At 65.4% G+C, this 18,806-nt stretch carries 13 protein-coding genes; 6 read left to right on the top strand and 7 right to left on the bottom strand.

Annotated elements, in window-relative coordinates:
- Positions 1-3: 3 nt before the first annotated feature.
- The 4 genes from KA712_08185 to KA712_08170 all read right to left on the bottom strand — a co-directional run bounded on the left by KA712_08185 (position 4) and on the right by KA712_08170 (position 3,768).
- Positions 4-1,443 (bottom strand): hypothetical protein, encoded by a 1,440-nt coding sequence (locus KA712_08185; GenBank protein MCG5052924.1) that lies wholly within the window; start codon positions 1,441-1,443, stop codon positions 4-6.
- Positions 1,444-1,553: 110 nt separating this feature from the next.
- Entirely contained in the window at positions 1,554-1,847 is a 294-nt protein-coding gene (locus KA712_08180) for a DUF493 domain-containing protein (GenBank protein MCG5052923.1), read from the bottom strand.
- Positions 1,848-1,907: 60 nt separating this feature from the next.
- Positions 1,908-3,035, bottom strand: a complete 1,128-nt coding sequence (locus tag KA712_08175) for a hypothetical protein (GenBank protein MCG5052922.1) — start codon at positions 3,033-3,035, stop codon at positions 1,908-1,910.
- A gap of 214 nt (positions 3,036-3,249) precedes the next feature.
- A complete protein-coding gene (locus KA712_08170) occupies positions 3,250-3,768 on the bottom strand; it encodes a peptidylprolyl isomerase (protein ID MCG5052921.1) in 519 nt (172 codons plus the stop codon).
- Between the two features lie 127 nt (positions 3,769-3,895).
- Here KA712_08170 and KA712_08165 point away from each other — a divergent pair, with 127 nt between their 5' ends.
- The 5 genes from KA712_08165 (at position 3,896) to KA712_08145 (ending at position 11,866) form a co-directional block, all read left to right on the top strand.
- The gene (locus tag KA712_08165; protein MCG5052920.1) at positions 3,896-5,434 is read left to right on the top strand and encodes a GGDEF domain-containing protein; all 1,539 of its coding nucleotides are present in this window, start codon (positions 3,896-3,898) and stop codon (positions 5,432-5,434) included.
- Positions 5,435-5,494: 60 nt separating this feature from the next.
- Positions 5,495-8,617, top strand: coding sequence for an error-prone DNA polymerase (locus tag KA712_08160; GenBank protein ID MCG5052919.1), 3,123 nt, complete (start codon positions 5,495-5,497; stop codon positions 8,615-8,617).
- A gap of 692 nt (positions 8,618-9,309) precedes the next feature.
- Positions 9,310-9,552, top strand: coding sequence for a hypothetical protein (locus tag KA712_08155; GenBank protein ID MCG5052918.1), 243 nt, complete (start codon positions 9,310-9,312; stop codon positions 9,550-9,552).
- 473 nt (positions 9,553-10,025) lie between these two features.
- On the top strand, positions 10,026-10,760 hold the full coding sequence (locus KA712_08150) for a hypothetical protein (GenBank protein ID MCG5052917.1): 735 nt from the start codon (positions 10,026-10,028) through the stop codon (positions 10,758-10,760).
- Positions 10,761-11,101: 341 nt separating this feature from the next.
- Positions 11,102-11,866 carry a hypothetical protein gene (locus tag KA712_08145; GenBank protein MCG5052916.1) on the top strand — a complete coding sequence of 255 codons (765 nt, stop codon included), beginning with the start codon at positions 11,102-11,104 and terminating at the stop codon, positions 11,864-11,866.
- A gap of 19 nt (positions 11,867-11,885) precedes the next feature.
- Here KA712_08145 and KA712_08140 read toward each other — a convergent pair whose 3' ends face one another.
- From KA712_08140 to KA712_08130, 3 genes are all read right to left on the bottom strand, one after another.
- Entirely contained in the window at positions 11,886-12,749 is an 864-nt protein-coding gene (locus tag KA712_08140) for a hypothetical protein (GenBank protein MCG5052915.1), read from the bottom strand.
- A 100-nt stretch (positions 12,750-12,849) separates the two neighbouring features.
- Entirely contained in the window at positions 12,850-14,634 is a 1,785-nt protein-coding gene (locus KA712_08135) for a hypothetical protein (GenBank protein ID MCG5052914.1), read from the bottom strand.
- A 135-nt stretch (positions 14,635-14,769) separates the two neighbouring features.
- Positions 14,770-17,289, bottom strand: a complete 2,520-nt coding sequence (locus KA712_08130; GenBank protein MCG5052913.1) for a hypothetical protein — start codon at positions 17,287-17,289, stop codon at positions 14,770-14,772.
- 128 nt (positions 17,290-17,417) lie between these two features.
- On the opposite strand from KA712_08130, the gene KA712_08125 reads away from it, so the two are divergent.
- Entirely contained in the window at positions 17,418-18,788 is a 1,371-nt protein-coding gene (locus tag KA712_08125; protein ID MCG5052912.1) for a glutamine synthetase, read from the top strand.
- The last annotated feature ends 18 nt before the right edge of the window (positions 18,789-18,806 follow it).

Raw genomic sequence — 18,806 nt, 5'->3', positions numbered from 1 at the left:
TCGTTACGCGGCAGAGGCCGAAGGCGACGCGGAGGGAAGGGAAGAGCGCGCGCGGCGCTGGACAATCTTGCTGAGCACCACGTAGAGCACGGCCGCCAGAAACCAACCAGGCAGCGCCACGAAGAAGATCTCTACACCGGCGAAACGGTTGAGCAGAAGGCAGAGGCCCAAGGTAATGAACCACGTCAGGCCAGCGGCCCAGTTGAAGCGACGACCCGCAGCCAGAGCGAAATCCTGGGTGAGGCCCAATCGCGGGAAGAGCCAGAAATCGACAAAGACGACGGTGCCCATGGGCATGAGCACGAGGCCGTAGAGCGCCACGAACCCCAGCAGCTTCATCACGAGCGCGGGGAAGCACCCACCGAGGGTAGCCACCACGCCAGCCAAGATCGTGACCTGCGCCCGGCTGGCGCGGGGAAACAGGCTTTGGAACGCCAGGCCCGCCCGGTAGATCGTGGGATTGGCCGTGGTCCAGCCGGCCACGATCACCACCACGATGCCTGCCCAGCCTGCGATGCCGTAAGCCATGGGCCCCGGCGCCACCTGCGTGTTCGTGGGATCGGCCTGCAGCTGAACGGCATAAAGCAAAGCGGCGGCGATCCAGGCCATGTAGTGCCCCACGAACATCCCCGTGGCCGCCGCCCACCCGCTGCTCGCCTTGTGGGCGAAGCGGAAAATCGACAGGTCGGCCATGCCGATGTGCATGGCCATGTTGGCGAACCAGGCGAAGAACGTGAGGTGCCAGAACGAAAGCTGCGTTTGGCCGGGCAGAGGCGTACCGGTCCAGACCTTCTGCTCCGCAACCGCCCAGAACTGCCCCGGCGAATGAATCCCCAGGGCTGGCAGGGCCGCGAGGCCACAGGCCAAGAACACCAGCACCATCCAGGGTGAGGCCAAGTTCGCAAAGCGCGCCACCGTGTCGTAGCCCTTGGCGGCCACCAAGGAAATCACTGCGCCCACGCCGAACACGGCGACGATCCAGCTGACCCCACTCGGCATCCAGTCGTCGAGGCCCGGCATGGGCATGTCGAAGGGCACCCCCACGGCGGTGGCGGAGACCGCCACCATGGCCCCGGCGAGGAAGCAGAACATCACGCCGTTGGCCAGGTTGTAGATGTTGACGAGCTTCGAGCCGCAGATCTTTTCGAGCTTGTAGTAAAGCGTGAGCCGCGTGCGAACCGCGATGGGTGCGCACACGTAGCGCCACGACAGCACCGCCAGGAGGTTGCCGAGCAAGAGCCCCACCACCACGTCGAAGACGCTGGCACCGCCGGCCACGAACAGAGGTCCGATCATGAACTCCGTACCGGCGGCATGCTCCCCCGCGTACATGCCTACGAAGCTCTTGAAGCCAAGGCGTCGTTTTTCAGGGACCGGTTCGCGCTCGAACTCGGTGTCTTCGGTGGCATCTGCGGACGGCTCGATCGCGACGGCTTGGGACATGGGGCCTCGGACAGCGGGGGAAACGAAAGAGAAGCGGGCACTTTACTCACAAGCCACCGCGCAGCTCAACTGCCGCCTCGAAACGCGGTGCGTGAAGCGGCCGCCCCGCCTCACATCAGCGAAACCAGGCCCGTGGTGCCCCAGAGCCGCACATAGATGCCCACGACCTCGTGGGCGCTGTCGCAGGTCACCCGCACGCGGTGGCTGGCGTACTTGCCACCGCTCGAAAGCCGCGTTTGCCAATCCGCGTCCGGAACCGGGCCCCGCCCCTCCTCGACCAGCGCCCGCACCGTGATCGACACGGCCACCTCGTTGAGGGTGACCAGCGAAAGGTGGTAGGGCCCCGGAAAATGGTGGTTGGCCTCGAGCAGGGCGATCATGCGCTGCTTGCGCTCTTCATCCATGGTCGAACCCATCGTAGCAGGCCGCGGACACCGAGCCTGGCCGATCCCGCAGGGCTCCGCTCAGAGCCGGGCTTCGGGCTCCGTCACCCCGCCGCTCGGGGAAAGGAGGTCGGCAGACGCGTCGGCACTTTCGAGCCTCAGACCCCAGGCGCCTCCTACCTGCACCTCGGCCCCGCGTCGCGCCAGCGGGTTCGCAAGCACCTGCACCGGCACGATGACCGTGAGCGGCTCGGGCATGGGCTCGAAAAACAACTCCGCGACCACCTGCTCCACACAGGCCGCCACGGGGCAGCTCGCGCCGTAGGTCGACCGTGAAACCCAGTGCTCGCGTACGTCCCCTTGCTGGGACAGCCGTAGACCCACCCCCACGAATCCCGAGGTCCCACACCCCGCGGGGAAAGGCTCGAAGCAGGCGTAGAGCTTTTCGCTCTGCCGCTGCACCGCCTTGTACGTCAGCTTTTCCACCTCCCAGGGGGTGGCCTGGGAGGGGATCCCGGAGGCGAGGTCGGCCGTTGCGAGCTGCTGGGGCTTCGCGATCGCGGTGCTGAGAGGCAGCAAAGCCGCGGCTGTGGTGACGGTCACGGCCGCACGCACGAACGTCTTGCTTTGAAGGCCCGGTAACGCGAGGGGGCGGGCAGCCAGGGCCAGGGCCCCCTGCGCAGCCTCGGTGCCGTCCAGCCCCCGCACCAGGAAGGTGGTCTGGTCGAGGTCGATGCGCGCGACCTGCCCCGGTACGATGGGCACACAAACGACCTGATCACGCACGGTGAGACCTTCGACGGGCCGCCGCATGCCGGGCTCCTCGATCACCCCGCTCATGCCCTGCACCAGGGCGAGGTCGTAACCTTCGCCGCTACGGCGCACGAGGTCGACGGCCTGGGAGGAAAACGCATCGTCTTCCACCCGCGCGCCGATGCGGTACCGCTGTGCACGACCCACCGTGCGTCGCCAGGCCCAGGAGGCCGCGGCCGCAACGCCCACGGCGGCGGTGCCGAAAAATACGGGGGCGTGCAGCACGAACCCGCCCGCCCAGGTGGCCAGGGCAAAGCCGACGAAACCAAGAGCCGACACCCCCGCCGCCACCGAAGCGGCATACCCCCCCGCCCTGTGCTCGACACGTTGGGAGAGGGTGCGGGCCGATTGCCTCACGCCGCGCTCCAGAGTGATGATTTCGACCGAATGATCCATGGTGCCCCCCCAAAGTGGTTCCCAAGCGGTTCGATGAGCGCCTGCGCTCTTTTGGAATCAGAACGACAAATTTGCTCCCACTCTTGAGTTTGACTCCCGAGGCGTCGAATCGTTTCAGCGCGGGCGCGGGTTTCCCCACCCGCACGCTGAAAAAAAGGGCGCGCCGCCCTGCAGGAGGCACGCCCTGTCCCAGGCCGAAACCCGGCGTTCGTGATCAGGCCTCGGTCACGGTCACCTTGACGACCTGAACCGGCGTTTTGGGGCGGTCGCGGCCATCGGTGGGCGCCTTGGAGATCTTGCCAATGATGTCTGTGCCTTCCACCACCTTCCCGAACACCGGGTGCTTCGAGGGCCCGGGGGAGAACCAGTCGAGGTACGCGTTGTGGGCCGTGTTGATGAAGAACTGGCTGCTGCCGCTGTTCGGGCGGCCGGTGTTGGCCATGGACAGGGTGAAAGGCTCGTTCGACAGCTTCGCGTCGGCGGGGTGCTCGTCGGCGATGGTCCCATGCGGCGCGTTGCCCGTGCCCGCACGGGGGCTTTCGGGATCCTTGCTGTGGGGGCAGCCGAACTGAATCATGAAGCCATCGATCACTCGGTGGAAGTGCAGGCCGTCATAAAAGCCGCTCTTGGCCAGCGTCACGAAATTGTTGGCGGTTTTGGGCATCTTGTCGGCGTAGAGCTCGACCGTAAAGTCGCCCAAGGTGGTGCTGAAGGTTGCGGTGGGGTTTGCCATGGCGGGCAAGATACCAGGCCGCGTCGCACGTTGACACCGGGCGGGGTCACTTCCCCGGGCGGGGGCGGCCCCCCGCCTGCGCCCCGGGCGTAAAGGGGTGGGTCGGATCCGCCGAAACCTTGTTCACATGGAAAAGGCCCTGCTCGCGCAGCTCAGCCGCTGCACCACGCTGCCGACGCTGCCGGCCGTGGCCGTTCAGGTACTGGACCTTTGCCAGAAGGCGGATCCGGAAATCCCTCAGATTGCCAAGGTCATTTCCAATGACGCCGCGTTGGCCGCCAAGCTGCTCAAGATGGTGAACTCGCCCTTGTTCGGACTGCGCAACGAGGTGACCACGGTCTCTCATGCCATCTCGATGCTGGGGCTCAACTCGGTGCGTACGATGGCTCTGTCGTTCACGCTGGCCCAGTCGATGAAGGGCGGCAAGCAGGCGTGGTTCAACGACTTCTGGAAGCGTTCGGCCCTGGCAGCGTCTGCCGCCCGCGAGATCGCGAACATCATCGGCATGCGTGAACGCGAAGAGGCGTTTCTGGGAGGTCTGCTTCAGGACATCGGCATGCTGGCGTTTGCCCAGATCGCCCGCAAGGAATACGACGAACTGGCCAACGCTCACGAAGGCCACCACGATGGCTTGGCCGAGGCCGAGCAGACCACCTACGGCTGCGACCACAGCCGGGTGGGTGGATGGCTGGTGGAAAAATGGAAACTGCCCCTGGCTTTCAAGCTGGTCGTGGAACACAGCCACAGGCCGGCCGCGCTTCCCGAGGACACGAAACCGGATGTCGCGCGGCTGGTGCACGTCGTGGCGGCCGCGGGGCGGGTGGCCGATCTGTTTTTGACGGACGACATGCAACAGGCCATGGGGCCCGCGCGGTCGTACACGAAGGATCTTCTGGGGATGGAAGCCCCTGAATTCGAGGCGTTGCTCTCGGGACTCAAAAAGCACGTGCCCGAGGTGGGCGCCTTCTTCGACGTGTCGTTCGGCTCTCCCGAAGAGATCGATGGCCTCCTCGAGGAAGCACGCGAAACGCTGGTGTTGCTCTCGGCCGCGGCCGACCTCCAGATGCAGGAGGCCCTGGGAACTGCGCAGGCCCGGGCCGTGGCCGCCGAGACGCAGGCGCAGCGCGATCCCATGACGGGTCTTGCAAACCGGGCGAGCTTCGATGCCTTCTTGAAGGAGCAGATGGCCATCGCCAAGCTTCACAAAAAGTCGCTCAGCATCGTCATGGTCGACGTGGACCACTTCAAGTCCGTCAACGACACCTATGGGCATTTGGCGGGCGACGAGGTGCTCAAGGCCGTGGCCGAGCTGCTGAAAAACGGCGTGCGCCCGCGCGATCTGGCCGCGCGCTACGGCGGCGAAGAGTTCGTGCTGGTGCTGCCCGAGACACCCGCCGAGGGCTGCCGTGTGGTGGCGGAGCGGACCCGGGCGAAGATCGCCGCCACGGACATGCAGACGCCGTCGGGCGAGGTCATGCGCGTCACGGCGTCGCTCGGCTGCGCGTCGTACGACGCTACGGTCTATCCGAGCCCCGCCCTGTTCATCCAGGCAGCAGACGAGGCGCTTTACGAGGCCAAGCGCAGCGGGCGCAACAAAGTGTGCCTGGCCGGGGATCTGCACACGGGGCGGCTCGAGGCGGCGCTAGCCCAGGCCGCGGCCAAATAGCTCTTCGTCGCAATCGCGAGCGACACTGAACATAGGTTCAGATAGACTGGGATTCCAGAGATGGGATCCCCCCCCTACATAGAACTGCGTTGCCGCTCGGCCTTCAGCTTTCTCGACGGCGCCTCCCTGCCCGAAGATCTGATTGCCCGGGCGGCCGCGGTCGAGATGCCCGCCCTGGCCTTGGCCGATCGCGGCGGCCTTTACGGTGCCCCGCGGTTCTTCAAGGCCGCGCGGGCCGCGGGTGTGCGTTCCCTCGTGGGTGCCGAGCTGCCGCTCGCAGGAGCGCCTCCGGTGTTGCTGCTCGTGCAAGACCGGCTGGGCTACCAAAACCTCTGCCGCTTGCTCACCCAAACGAAGAGCGGACGCGCCAAGCACGATCCGCACTGCGCCGCCTCCCACGATGCGCTCGAGGCGCACGCAGCGGGCTTGGTGGCCCTGGCGGGCCCCTACCCCCGCCCGGACCTGGATCGTCTGAAGGCGATCTTCGCACCGGGCACGCTCTACGTGGAACGCCAAAGACATCTCGACGACGAGGGCGCGTTGACGAATCACGCCGCCCTCGCGCAAGCCGAGGCCCGTGGCATTCCGGCCGTGGTCACGAACGACGTGCGCTACGCGACGCCGGCACGGCAACGTGTTCACGACGTGCTGACCTGTGCGCGCGAGAAGACCACGGTGGATGCGATCGGGCGCCGGTTGCTCCGAAACGCTGAACGCCACCTGAAGCCGCCTGCGCACATGGCCGCGCTGTTTCGCGACCACCGCCAGGCCTTGAGGGCCTCCTTGGAAATTGCGGAGCGCTGCGCGTTTTCGCTCGCCGATCTGGGATACCAGTTTCCCACCTTCCCCGTGCCCCCCGGTGAGACGGAGCAAGGCCTTCTCGAAACGCTCACCTGGCAATACGCGCAAGAGCGCTACCAGCCGATGTCCGAGGCCGCGCGGCGCCAGCTTCGTCACGAGCTCGACGTGGTGGGCAAGCTGGGGCTGGCCGGTTACTTCCTCGTGGTGTGGGACATCGTCCGCTTCGCCCGCAGCCAGGGCATCCTGGTGCAGGGGCGCGGGTCGGCGGCAAACTCGGCGATCTGTTACGCGCTGGGGATCACCGCCGTGGATCCCGTGGGCATGGAGTTGCTCTTCGAGCGCTTTTTGTCGGAGGAGCGCGTGCGCAGCGCCCCGAGCGCCTCGGATCGCATTCCGGACATCGATCTGGATCTGCCTTCGGGCGAGCGGCGCGAAAAGGTGATCCAGTACGTTTACCAGCGCTACGGGGGCGGCACGGGCACCGGGGCCGCGATGACCGCCAACGTGATCACGTTTCGGCCCCGCATGGCCGTGCGCACGGTGGGCCGGGCGCTGGGCTTTTCGGAAGCGCAGCTCACGAGCATTTCGAAGCGGCTGCCTCATTGGCTGATGGACGGGGATACGCCCCTGTCCGCGCTCATCGCAGAGGCGGGGTTTCCGCCCACGGAAGAGCGCACGCGGCACCTGGCCGAGGTCTCCACACAGCTTCTGAATTTGCCCCGTCACTTGGGCCAACATTCCGGAGGCATGGTGTTGGCGGCGGGGCGGCTCGACGACGTGGTGCCGCTCGAACCGGCCAGCATGCCGGGGCGTACCGTGGTTCAGTGGGACAAGGACGACTGCGCCGACATGGGCATCGTGAAGGTGGATCTGCTGGGCCTCGGCATGTTGGCGGTGTTGGAAGAGGCGGCCCCCCTCGTGGCCGCGCACGAAGGCAAGGACATCGACTACGCCCATCTGCCTCCCGACGATCCCGAGGTCTACCGCATGCTGCGCGCGGCGGATACGGTGGGGGTGTTTCAGGTGGAGTCGCGCGCGCAGATGGCCACCTTGCCGCGCATGCGGCCGGAGCGTTTTTACGATCTCGTGGTGGAGGTGGCGATCATCCGGCCCGGGCCGATCGTGGGGGGCATGGTGAACCCCTATCTCGAGCGGCGCGCCGGGCGCGCGCCGGTGACCTACCCCCATCCCTGCCTCGCGCCCATCTTGAAGCGCACGTTGGGCGTGCCGCTCTTTCAGGAGCAGCTCATCCGCATGGCGATGACCGCTGCCGGTTTTTCGGGCGGACAAGCCGAGGAGCTGCGCCGGGCGATGGGCTTCAAGCGCTCCGTGGAACGCATGAAAGAGATTGAAGACGAACTCAGGACTGGCATGAAGGCGCGGGGCATCGAAGGCCCGTCACAGGACGAGATCGTGCAGGGGATCCGCTCGTTTGCTCTTTATGGATTCCCCGAATCCCACGCGGCGTCCTTCGCGCTCATCGCCTACGCGTCGGCCTATCTCAAGGCGCATCATGGGGCCGCCTTCTTGTGCGCCTTGCTCAACAACTGGCCCATGGGGTTTTATCACCCAGCCACCTTGGTGACTGACGGTGCCCGGCACGGCATCACCACGTTGCCGGTGGATGTCACCCGCTCCGCTTGGCGTTGCACGTTGGAGCGCGACGAAACGGGGGCGCTCTGCGTCCGTCTCGGGCTCAAGTACGTGGCTGGCTTGAGAGAAGAGATCGGACGGCGGATCGAAGAAGAGCGCCAACACAAACCGTTTTGTTTGCTGGGCGACTTCCACACGCGCGTCAGCCCGCGGCAGGACGAGATGACGGCCTTGGCTTCCGTGGGCGCGCTGGGGGCGCTGGGCGGGCGTCGGCGGGCGGCCCTGTGGCAAGTGGAAGCTCTTGGCCGCTCGGGCGTGCTGTTTGGCGGCGCGGCAGACCCCGACACGAACGACGGGCCCTTGCCCGAGATGACCGCCGACGAAGAAGCGTTGGCGGATCTGCAGGGCACGGGGGTGACGCTGGGACCTCACCCGGTCAGCTTCGCGCGACCGTGGCTCGAGGCGCAGGGCGCGGTGCCCGCGAGCCAGCTGCCCGAGATGCGCGACGGGCAGCGCGTGCGCACCGCAGGCATGGTCATCGTGCGGCAGCGTCCCGGCACGGCCAAGGGCCTCGTGTTCATCACGCTCGAAGACGAAACCGGGTTCGCGAACGTCGTCGTCATGCCCGACGTGTTTGCCCGACACCGCAGCGTTTTGCTCGCACACGCGGCCTTGATCATCGAAGGGGTGATCCAGAACCGCGACGGCGTGGTCACCGTCAAGGCCCATGATTTTGCGCCGCTGGTCCATCGAGGCACCACGATCTCCCGGTCGCACGACTTCCATTGATCGCTCCCTGGGCTTGGCCGCCGGATTGCATCCGATCCGGCCGCGGATTCACCATGCCACCCTTACTTCGAAGCACGAGGAGGTCTACCTCCAAGCGAAGCAGTGCGCCGAGACGGATCGAAACGCCGAGAGATCCGGGTCGGGTCAGGGCTCGATCTCGAACTGAAACTGGTTTTGGTCATCAGTTAGATGGCTGTTCGAGTACGGCGAGTATGTTCGGGCTCGAACGGTTTTCTGCCAGCGAGGAACTCGAAAACGCGGAGAAAGCCCCCTCCTCCGAGAGGGCGCTCCTGGTAATTGATGGCGAATTGGTGGACGCTGTCCCCGGCGTCGTTCTTGCTCACCATCCGGCCAAGGCCGTCCTTGGCAACGTGTCCACTCAACACGATCCGCACGTTGGGTGAGACTCGCACGAGTTCCTGCCAAATCTCCTCACCATCGTTTACGTCTGCTCCTGCGGGCGTGGCTCCAAGATACCAATGCGGGTTCCAGGCCTGCGAGTTGGTGCGGCTCCTCGAGTCGTAGCGAGTCTCGTCCCGCCGCTTGCTAATGGCGCCTTGCGTCCTGCATCAGCCGACTGGGTCCACCGTTCCTGATCGGCGGCCCTTCGTCCAGTACGCCTGGCGCTTCCTCTCCACGCTTCCCGCACGGGGCTTGCCTCGTCGTCGCGACTGTGGGAGCGTCCCGCCGTCATGGGCATGCTATTTGGGTTCGACGCTTTGCCATTGGGCGATTCGTTTCATCCCGAGTTCGTCTTGCTACCGTTCTCGCAGGCGAAAGCCGAGACCGCTGAGGGCGGCTACCGGATCACCGACCGCGCTTCCGAGGTCGGCCGGGGACTCGCCTTGCTCGCCCAGGCCACGAGGCGGGATGGGACCGTGGAGCTCGAATGTTTCGACGCGTCGATGTCATTTTGGACGGCAGGTGCGTCCTGACGCTATGGGGAGCCTGAGACGTGCCACGTTGCTGCCTCGTCTTTGCTGTCGTGGTCGCCGCCTGCTCGAGAGAATATCCTTACCCCATTACAAAGAAGCACGTGGCAGAGCTTGAAGATATCGCCGAGAGGGCAGCCCAAAGCTGTGACGACCTGTTGAAGCGTGAGGAGTGCTTCGAGGAGGTTGGGGCATCCAATGACCCCGCTCTTCCGTCGGTAGCCATTCCCGATGCTCCCCTGGAAGGCGACCCACTTCTACGATACCTCGGGATAACATGTGACAGTTCTACGGATGAGTACCGTTCCTGCGATGCCAAATCGTTCCGCCGCTGGCGCGAGTTTCGTATCCAGGTCCCGATAGATTGCGAGTGGAAAACTCTCTGGACGATCGGAAAATTCGACGAAAAAGGACATGGGAACGGGACTCGCCTCAGGCATGCCACGCGTCCCGAGTGTGCCGGCTCCTGGGGCACTGTGCAGGTCGGACGGCTCACCCCTGAAGGGAACTTCCTCTCGCTCGGAGCCGCGTTCGCTGCACCCGAAGCGCTTGCCCCTGGAGGCGCCGTTCATTATCTCTGGTCCATCGAAGACAAACGCGACCACGACGCCAAGCTCCTGTGCGGCGACGAGGGCTGGGAGCGATGCCTCGCACCCGACGTCGATCCCCAGAACTGTCTCGGTCTGGGCCTGCAGGCCGAAGGCGGCGCCGACCTGATGAAGGCACTGGCCGCGCAACCAGATCCCCCGGTCCGTTCGGAGCTCGCCCAGAAGTACCTGGGTCGCATCTACTACCAAACCAGCTGCTACCTGCCCCGGCAGCTACGCGAGGACCCTCGCGAGCACTGGCGCCTCAAGGCGGAAGCCGCCAATCGACGTGGCCCCCCGCGCGTGATTTTCGACGTGCGCTCTGATGGGCCACTGTCTGAGAAACAGGTGCAGGAGACTCTCGCTCCGGCCCTACCCACCGTCATCAAGTGCTTCGACGAGGCCCGCGAACGCCTGCACAATCTGAGGGTGGGCTATCTTGCCGCCAGCATGAAGGTCACGCCCGCGGGCGTCGTAGCGGCGGTGGATGGCGGAGCCATGAACAATCCCAAGAAGGACGACCGGCTCTTTCCTTGCGTGTCCAGCGTGTTCCGCACCCGCCGGTTCCCGAGAAGACCGAGACCGTCAGTGGTATACGTCGTCACCACCGACATGCCCAAGTAATGTGCGCAAGAGGACCTTATGGCAGAATTAAACACACCGAACGCATTGAGAAAGACCCCTGGTGTGCCCGCCCCCCGGTCGCAGGGCTTCCAGGATCGCGGTACGCCCAGCGGGATTCTGTGCGCCCGAGAAGTGTCCATCGTAACCGGCGGGGGAGAACTGACGTAGCCCGGCGCTGCCGTATTCCACTTGATTACCGAGCACCACCGGCAACACGGCCTTGATGTCGATCACCCCCTGGGCTTGGCCGCCGGATTGCAGAAACCTGCCGGATACAGTCAGACCCGGCGAACCGCGACGGTGCGGATCGGGCGCATCACGAGAACAGGGGGGACAACGCAATGAGATACAACGGATTCATGGCCACGGCGCTGGGGGCAGCGGTTCTCACGGTCACGGGGGCAGCCTTCGCGGAAAAGCTGGCCACGCAGGAAGGCATGCAGCAACGCGAACAGGGGTCGCAAGGAAGCGCAGGGCAGGCGGGCATGCAGGGTCGACAACAGCGGGCGCCTCAGGGCACGACGGGACAGAGCCCGCGCGGTGAGGCCATGACGGGACAGGATATGGAAGGCCAGGGGCAGCCGGCTCCCAAGGGCACCGAAGGCATGCAGGGCCTGCAAGGCCGTCGGGCGCAAAACCCCTCGGCGCAAACCGCAAAGGTGGCCGTGCAGGGCAACGTGCAAGGGGAGATCAGCAAGGTCGACTTTCAAAAGGGCGAGGTGACCATCAAAACGCCTGAGGGCTCGTCGAAGTACATGGCCAAGCCCAACCAGATCGCGGGCCTGCGCACCGGCGAGCAGATTCAGGCGCCGTTTGCGGTGTACGGCGACACGACGTGGCTTGCCTCCCACATGGACCAGCAGGCCCGGGGCCGCCAGTTCGGTCGCACCGGACAAGCCACCGGCGACATTCGTGAGCTCGACAAAACCAAGGGAACGTTGACCCTCAGCACGTCCTCCGAAAAGGACATGACCTTGCAGGCCCACCCGGGTGAAATCGAGAGCCTCTTGCCCGGACAGTTCGTCACGGTCGAGTTTTATCGCGTGGGGCGTACCGATTGGGTCCAGTCCATACGCAGCGCCGCCGGCGCCAGCCCACAGCCGTAACGGCAAGGCCACGTGTTCGTCAGGGCCCGCGAAAGGCAGCTTCACGCCTCTCGCGGAGTCCTCGACGACGCGCGGGTCCTGGGGAGGTCACCTCCTCCACGAGAGCGTGGGCGCGCCGCTTTAGCGGTGCGTCTTCGCGTGCGAGGTCTGCGTTCTCGGCGCGCAGCCCCAAAAGACGCTGCGTACCTGCCTCGTAGGCGGCCTCGAGACGCAAGGCGCGCGCCGCGACCCCCGCCAGGAGCGCCGTGATTCGTTCGAGGGCCGAGCCGTGATCGCGCCCAAACGCCGCGCCGGCCACCAGGGGCTCTGCGTCGGCCCGGTCCGCCAACGCCCGCGCCACGGCGCTCACGCGCCCCGCAGGCCCCGCCCGCCGGGCCCAGTACCATCCGGCGAGAAAGTCCGCGTGGAGTTCGCGGTCGACCCCCTCGAGCGGGCAGGCGCGCTGGGCCTGCAGAACGTGGGCAAACTCGTGCGCCAAGATGCCCAGGAGCGCGTCGGGGCCTTTGGCGGGGTGGGCTAGATCCGACATCAGCAGGGTTTGGCCGAGGTAGATGATCCCCCAAAAACCAAGAGAGGTTTGCCGACCGAAGGCCATCGCGTTCGGAACGTCGCCGTCGTCGAAGAGCGCGAGCTCGGCATCGACGCCGAAGGCCCGCGCAAGGCGCTTTCGTTCCCCCTCCAGGCGTTTCCGAAGGTGCGAAAGGCGGAGCGTCTCGGTGCGCGGCTGAGGGTCCGCCCACGCCGCGGACGACGCGCCCACCCACGCGGCCACCACCAGGATCGCCCAAAGCCGCGAAGCGAGGAGGTAGGGGCGCGCGCGCCTGCGGAGCCTGGGGTGCTCCGCGCGGCGGCAGGCGGAACGCCGGGGTCGATCTCGGAACACGGGTAACGGTCATTGTGAAGGACCTGCCGCGCGCAGACCACGAAAGAAACGAGCGAGGGCGAGTGCCCTCGCGTGGCGGCCCCGTAACGCGCCCTTAAGTTCAGTTACCCACACCACCTAAATACGCCAACAACTTTTGTCGACGAGCTTCGTCCTGAACGTTCCGAAAATAAAACTCGTCGAAGAACGGCATGTCCTGGCGCAAGTGATCAGGAACCTTTCGGCGCAGCTCCAAGTCTTCGATGTAGGCGTCCAGGTACGAGGGCATATCGGTAAACTTCACGTCAGGCAGCCCACGCAAGGCTTCGGCAACCTTTTCCGAGAAACGACCAAAGTAGAAGCCTTGATCGAACAAAGTTACAGACGTCAATTGCGCGTGCGCAGGACCGAACAACGGAATCGATGACATATATGGGTCTTTACTCTTTACATAAGGCACCGTAGCACTGCGCTCATGCCCCGGCCGGCCACGCTTGACAAGTGGCATTCGCGCCAGAACGGGGTCGATCAACCCATGCAAATCGACGATCTTCCATCCAGTTCGCCATCCCACATAGCCGATGGCGAAAGCCGCGTAGCTGAGTTCCACACCTTCGTTGGCCAGATACCGCGCAAGCATTTCGCCTCGATGGGCAGTGGTACCGCCTATCTCCAAGGGCGAAAGCGACTTCAACGGGTACATGGTTCGCTCGTCGGTGAGGTACCACTTCACCTCAGCCGGTGGGATAACTTTGGCGGGCACCACCAGCGGAACGAACGACAAGCTTGCCGTTGCGGCCAAAGCCACAGGCCATCGGCTCGTCATGTGGAGCAGCGCCTGTTCCGAAACCAAAAAGACCAGAGGCAAAATGGGGGTCAATAAGCGGCCCAGCATGTAGTCGCCGCCGATTTTGGCCACGTAGACCAGATACAGCGGGACTGCGATCGCCGTGTAGCGAACCACTAGCTCGCTCCGGAGGGCCACAAGCCCGTAGAGTGACAAGGGTAACAGTGCCCACAAACCACACGCCAGGGTGGAAGCCCAGAGGTAGAACCAACCCTGCGGAAAATTCGCGAGGTGTCCAGCCTTGGCATAGTACGTGTTCGGAAAGAACTCCCCGAAGTACTTCCAGCGCAACACGGTGTAGGGCAGGTAGACCAGGACGAACGCTAGTCCGTACCAAACGAGGCCCCGGCGACGTCTCGGGTCCAAGAGCAAGGCGACGGCAAGCGCTACATAGAAGATAGCGTGATCGGGATGCGCCATGGTTGCAGCTATGTTCGCCAGGCCCGCCTGAAGCGGACGCTCCGCGTAGGCTCGCTCGAGAGCCAACAGAACCATCGCCGCAGCAAGCATCGTCTCTAGGCCACCAGTCGAAAATGAGGCCCACGTGTAGTTGAGAGCCAGAGCAATACACGCAACGGGCAACACGAACGCGATTTTTCGCGTTGGCATCCAACGACGTCCCAGGTGGTACGTCAGCAAGAGGGCCATCGTAGAGAAACCAAGGCTGAACACTACAGCGGCAGTCGGCATGTCGACGCCCAGAGAGTGCGCAGCGGCCAACAACACGACCCACAAGAAATTGGTGTACCCCTCAACCTTTTCGCCCAAGTTAAAAACCAGACCGTGTCCCTCCACCCAGTTACGGGCGTATCTAAACGAGATGAATGCGTCATCGCTCAGCCAACGAAGCCGCCACGCGCAGACAAGGCTTAGGACCAATGTGGCCCCTAGTGCGAGGCGGACGAACCAGCGGTTCCGAGTCCAGTAGGGGCGCCAGTACGAGAGGCCGAGAACACCGAGCGTTACCACGACGGCTACCAGGAGCAGTTCCGATTTATCACTCCACTCCGCCTGCAAGCTGTCGAGAACAGCCTGAGAGCGCGCAACTTTATCGGTCATGGGCGGCTTCTAGGACACAGCGGTCGAGATGGCAAGAACGAGCCGACGCATCAAGTCGGCTTCGCAAAGCGGGCTCGGTCCCTAGCCTGCCCTGACCGGGGCCTGCGCGAGGCCAAGCCCCCGCATCGCAGCGGTTCAGGGCGAGATCGTGGGCACACCATCACGGGCCGAGGTGACGAGCGCTTCCAGGATCGCGGTGCGTCCCGCAGGATTCTGCGCGCCCACGAAGTGGCCGTCGTAACCCGCAGGGGAGAACTGACGTTGCCCGGCGGTGACGCCACCCAGGTTCGCCTTGACCGGCCCCGGCACCTTCGGCAGCCCCGGATAGTCGCTCACCACGGCCCCCACGGCCGGCAGCCCCGCCGCCAGCGCCAGCTGTTGCTGCGTGGGCTCGGGCGCAAAGGTGTCGCCCTGACCGTAAACGTGCAGCAGATGCTTGGGCAGAAGCGGCGCCAGCGGGGCCGCGGCGATACGCCGTGCCAGATTCGCCGGATCGCTGCGATCGAAGTAAAGCTGGAGCACCGCCATGAGCGGGTGGTTTTCGGGACGCTTGAAGGGATCGGCGCTGCCGTATTCCACTTGATCACCGAGCACCACCGGCAGCACGGCCTTGATGTCGACCGGCTTTTGCTTCGTGGTGAGCGAATACGAAAGAAGCCCTCCCGCGCCCGAAAGCACCACCGTCTTGTAGCGCGCCTCGTAGCCCGCGGCCGTGGCCGCGGCGTTGGCACCTTGCGAGTGGCCGTAAAGGTAAAGCTTGCTCGCATCGAACTTCACACCGCCGTGGGAAAAAGCCTCGGCAACGCGGGCCAGGGCAAAAAGATCCGCGGCCCCCTGCAAGGCCGTGTCGCGCGCGGACAGCGGATTCAAGAAGTTGAACACCAGCTCATCCACGTTGCGGGTGGACACGCCCTTGCGCGTGGCGTGCAACGCGCCGTCGTAGGAGATCATCGCCAACGGCACGGCCGCCCCCGTCCCGGCGGTACCCTCCGCGAAGGCTTGTGCCCACTGGCTGCGCCCCGAAAGGTAATTGCCCCCCGTGCCGTGAGCGTAAACGACGACAGGCCAGCCGGCCTGGGGCATCGGCCCCTTGGGAACCGTGACGGTCACGCACACATCCTCGCTGCCCTGGACCACGGCCGTGCCCTGCGCGTCGTAAGCGATCCCGCCCCCCTGCTCGGGACGTTCGTAGGGACGCGTGCCCTTTTGGAACACGGGCATGGTCACGAGCCCCTGGTATTCATCGAAGGCCGCCTGCGGCGCAAGACACCCCCGCTGCTTGGTGGGCCCCGTCACGCCGTCGTCGCAGGGCGAGAGGGCCTCGCCGCACTTCACCATGCTCTTGACCCCAAAGGACGGCGCCGCCGCAACGGCCTTGTGAAGTCCGAGGATGGGTGCTTCGTAGTTTTGCACCGTGAACACCGTGCCGCCCAAAAGCGGCGCCGCTTGCAAGCCACTGCGCGGATCCTTGATCCAGGTGCGCAGGGGCGCGTAGCGGGCCCACGGGCCGCCGAGCTCGGGATCCACCGGCGAGGTGTCAGCCAGCAAAGCGGCAAAATCGCTCGCGGGCACGAACGCCTGATTGTCCTTGTCGCTGAGCGGACCCTTGATGAGAACCCCGTACGTGCCGCCAGGCTCGAGCCGGCCGCTCACCCGCAACGCCAAGTAGCGCGGACAAATGTAGCGGCTGCCCGTGCCCGTGCCCGCCCCCCCCGTGGTGGCGTCCCACCCAAACCCCAGCGCCGTACCGAAGGCAGGACCGGGCGAAAGATTCACCACCGACAGCACGCCGGGCTCGCTGAGCCGCGCGGTGTTCGGCCAGCGCGAAAAGCGGAAGAAGACGGTGGTGTTGGGCGAAGCCCCGTCGACGTCGGCCTCGATCGCCGCCAGGTAAGGGGCCACGGGATCGTAGGGCAGCGCGCCCGCGCCGGGCCGGGGGAAGTTCTTCATGTCCAGCTTGCCGTTTTTCAGACGAGCGTCGTTCGGAAAGGGCAACGCGAAAAAATCTTGGTGGGCCGGCGTGGCGGCGCGGGGGATTTCGAACTTCACCTGCGCCACCGGCTCTTCGGCCTGGGAACAGGTGGCGCCCGTCCAGGGCCTGAGCGCCAAAGGGGTGCTGCACACCGAAGCCAGGCACAAAAGCCCCGCCTGGCAGGTGACAGGTCCCGTGCAGGGGGCGCCCACATCGCCTGCGCCTGCTGCCCGGCACCCGCCCGAAAGGCCCTCGAGCTGACATGCGAAGCCGGGGGCGCAATCACCTTCGGTCACGCAGGAAGCGCCCTCGCCGCCCGCCTTGCCCGTGCGCGGCGCGCAGGCGGTCTCGGGAAGCCCCTGGGCGCTCACGCCCACGGCGCAGTGGTAGTCGGGAAGGCATTCGGCGGAGAGCAAACAAAACGCCCCCGGGCCCGAGTTGCCTTTGGGCTGGCACGTGGCTGTGGCCGGTGCACACGAAAGCCCCCGCCGGCATTGCGTATCCATCGCACAAGGTGCCCCCACGCCGAGCCCTGCAGGCACCGCCGTGTTCCCGGTTCCCGGCGTTCCCGTCGTGCCGCCGGTGTTGGGGTTCGGCTCCGACGAATCGCCGCCGAGCGCCGTGAACCCGCAGCCGGCGCCCAAGAGCACCATCAGCCAAAGCCCAACCACACCTAAGCGCATATCCGACATTTTCCAGGCTCTCCTTCGTGTTCCAGCGTACACCAGGAGGACGCGGACTCCGAACTTCACGGGTCCCCTTCGTGGCTCTGTGCTGGGCAGCCGCAGCGCTTGGGGGGATAATGCCACTCATGTCGAAAGCCGGGAAACCGAACATCCTCGACCAGCTTCGCCGGCTGGACACCCAGAAGGTCAAGGTGGCGGTCACGGACATCGACGGCGTTTTGCGGGGCAAGTACCTGCACCTCGAAAAATTCCTGTCAGCAGCCGAAGGGGGCCTTGGTTTTTGCAACGTGATCTTCGGCTGGGATTGCGGCGACGTTTGCTACGACGACATCACGTACACCGGCTGGCACACGGGGTATCCAGACGCCGAGGCGCGGGTCGATCTCGGCACGTTTCGGCGCGTGCCCTGGGATGGACAGATCCCCTTTTTCCTCGCCGACTTTGCCGCGCCCGCAGCGAAAGACGGGGCTCCCCCGCCCCCCTGCCCGCGCCGCCTGCTGCGTGAGGTGATCGCGCAGGCCGAAGAGGCAGGGCTTTCGGCGAAGATGGGAATGGAGTTCGAGTGGTTCAACTTCCAGGAAAGCCCTGAAAGCCTGAGGGACAAACAGCACGCGAACCTTGCGCCGCTCACGCCCGGCATGTTCGGCTATTCCTTGCTGCGCACGAGCCGCAATCTTCCCTTTTTCAATGCCCTGCTCGACGACTTGGCCGCCTTCGGTGTTCCCATCGAAGGGCTTCATACGGAGACGGGGCCCGGCGTGCTCGAGGCCGCCATCCTGTACACGGATGCGCTCGAGGCCGCCGATCGCGCCACGCTCTTCAAGGCGTCCGCCAAGGAGATCGGGGCGCGCTTCGGCATCATGCCCACCTTCATGGCGCGCTGGAACGACAAGCTCCCCGGATCGAGCGGGCATTTGCACCAAAGCCTGTGGGCCTCGGGAAAAAATGTGTTTTTCGACGCCAAAGATCCCCACCGCATGAGCGCCACCTTCAAGAGCTATCTGGCGGGCATCCTGCACTGCCTGCCCGAGATTTTGCCGCTCTTCGCCCCCACCGTGAACAGCTACAAGCGGCTCGTGGATGGCTTCTGGGCGCCCACCAAGGTGTCGTGGGGCCTCGACAACCGCACCGTCGCTGCGCGCGTGATCCCGGGCAGCGCCAAGTCGACCCGGCTCGAGCTGCGCGTGCCAGGCGCCGACGTGAACCCTTACCTCGCCATCGCGGGAGCCCTGGCCGCCGGCCTGTACGGCGTGAGACATCAGCTTGCGCTGACGTTGCCGCCCACCACGGGCAGCGCCTACGTGAACGAGCACGCCCCGCGTCTGCCCCGCACGCTCGAGGCGGCCACGGAGGCGATGGCCACCTCGCAGCTGGCCCGCGAAATCCTGCCCCCCGCGTTCATCGACCACTTCGTGGCGACGCGCCGGTGGGAATGGCGCCGCTTTCGGGACGCGGTCACCTCGTGGGAGCTGGAACGATACTTCGAGATCATCTGAAACACCTTGCCGCGAGGC

This window comes from Myxococcales bacterium, assembly GCA_022184915.1.
Classification (GTDB): domain Bacteria; phylum Myxococcota_A; class Polyangia; order Fen-1088; family Fen-1088; genus JAGTJU01.
This window is presented reverse-complemented; position numbering and strand designations above follow the sequence as displayed.

What these genes read in the sequence shown, in the direction of transcription:
- KA712_08185 (MCG5052924.1), bottom strand. Translation starts at nt 1,443, where the DNA reads ATGTCCCAAGCCGTCGCGATCGAGCCGTCCGCAGATGCCACCGAAGAC.
- KA712_08180 (MCG5052923.1), bottom strand. Translation starts at nt 1,847, where the DNA reads ATGGATGAAGAGCGCAAGCAGCGCATGATCGCCCTGCTCGAGGCCAAC.
- KA712_08175 (MCG5052922.1), bottom strand. Translation starts at nt 3,035, where the DNA reads ATGGATCATTCGGTCGAAATCATCACTCTGGAGCGCGGCGTGAGGCAA.
- KA712_08170 (MCG5052921.1), bottom strand. Translation starts at nt 3,768, where the DNA reads ATGGCAAACCCCACCGCAACCTTCAGCACCACCTTGGGCGACTTTACG.
- KA712_08165 (MCG5052920.1), top strand. Translation starts at nt 3,896, where the DNA reads ATGGAAAAGGCCCTGCTCGCGCAGCTCAGCCGCTGCACCACGCTGCCG.
- KA712_08160 (MCG5052919.1), top strand. Translation starts at nt 5,495, where the DNA reads ATGGGATCCCCCCCCTACATAGAACTGCGTTGCCGCTCGGCCTTCAGC.
- KA712_08155 (MCG5052918.1), top strand. Translation starts at nt 9,310, where the DNA reads ATGGGCATGCTATTTGGGTTCGACGCTTTGCCATTGGGCGATTCGTTT.
- KA712_08145 (MCG5052916.1), top strand. Translation starts at nt 11,102, where the DNA reads ATGAGATACAACGGATTCATGGCCACGGCGCTGGGGGCAGCGGTTCTC.
- KA712_08135 (MCG5052914.1), bottom strand. Translation starts at nt 14,634, where the DNA reads ATGACCGATAAAGTTGCGCGCTCTCAGGCTGTTCTCGACAGCTTGCAG.
- KA712_08130 (MCG5052913.1), bottom strand. Translation starts at nt 17,289, where the DNA reads ATGCGCTTAGGTGTGGTTGGGCTTTGGCTGATGGTGCTCTTGGGCGCC.
- KA712_08125 (MCG5052912.1), top strand. Translation starts at nt 17,418, where the DNA reads ATGTCGAAAGCCGGGAAACCGAACATCCTCGACCAGCTTCGCCGGCTG.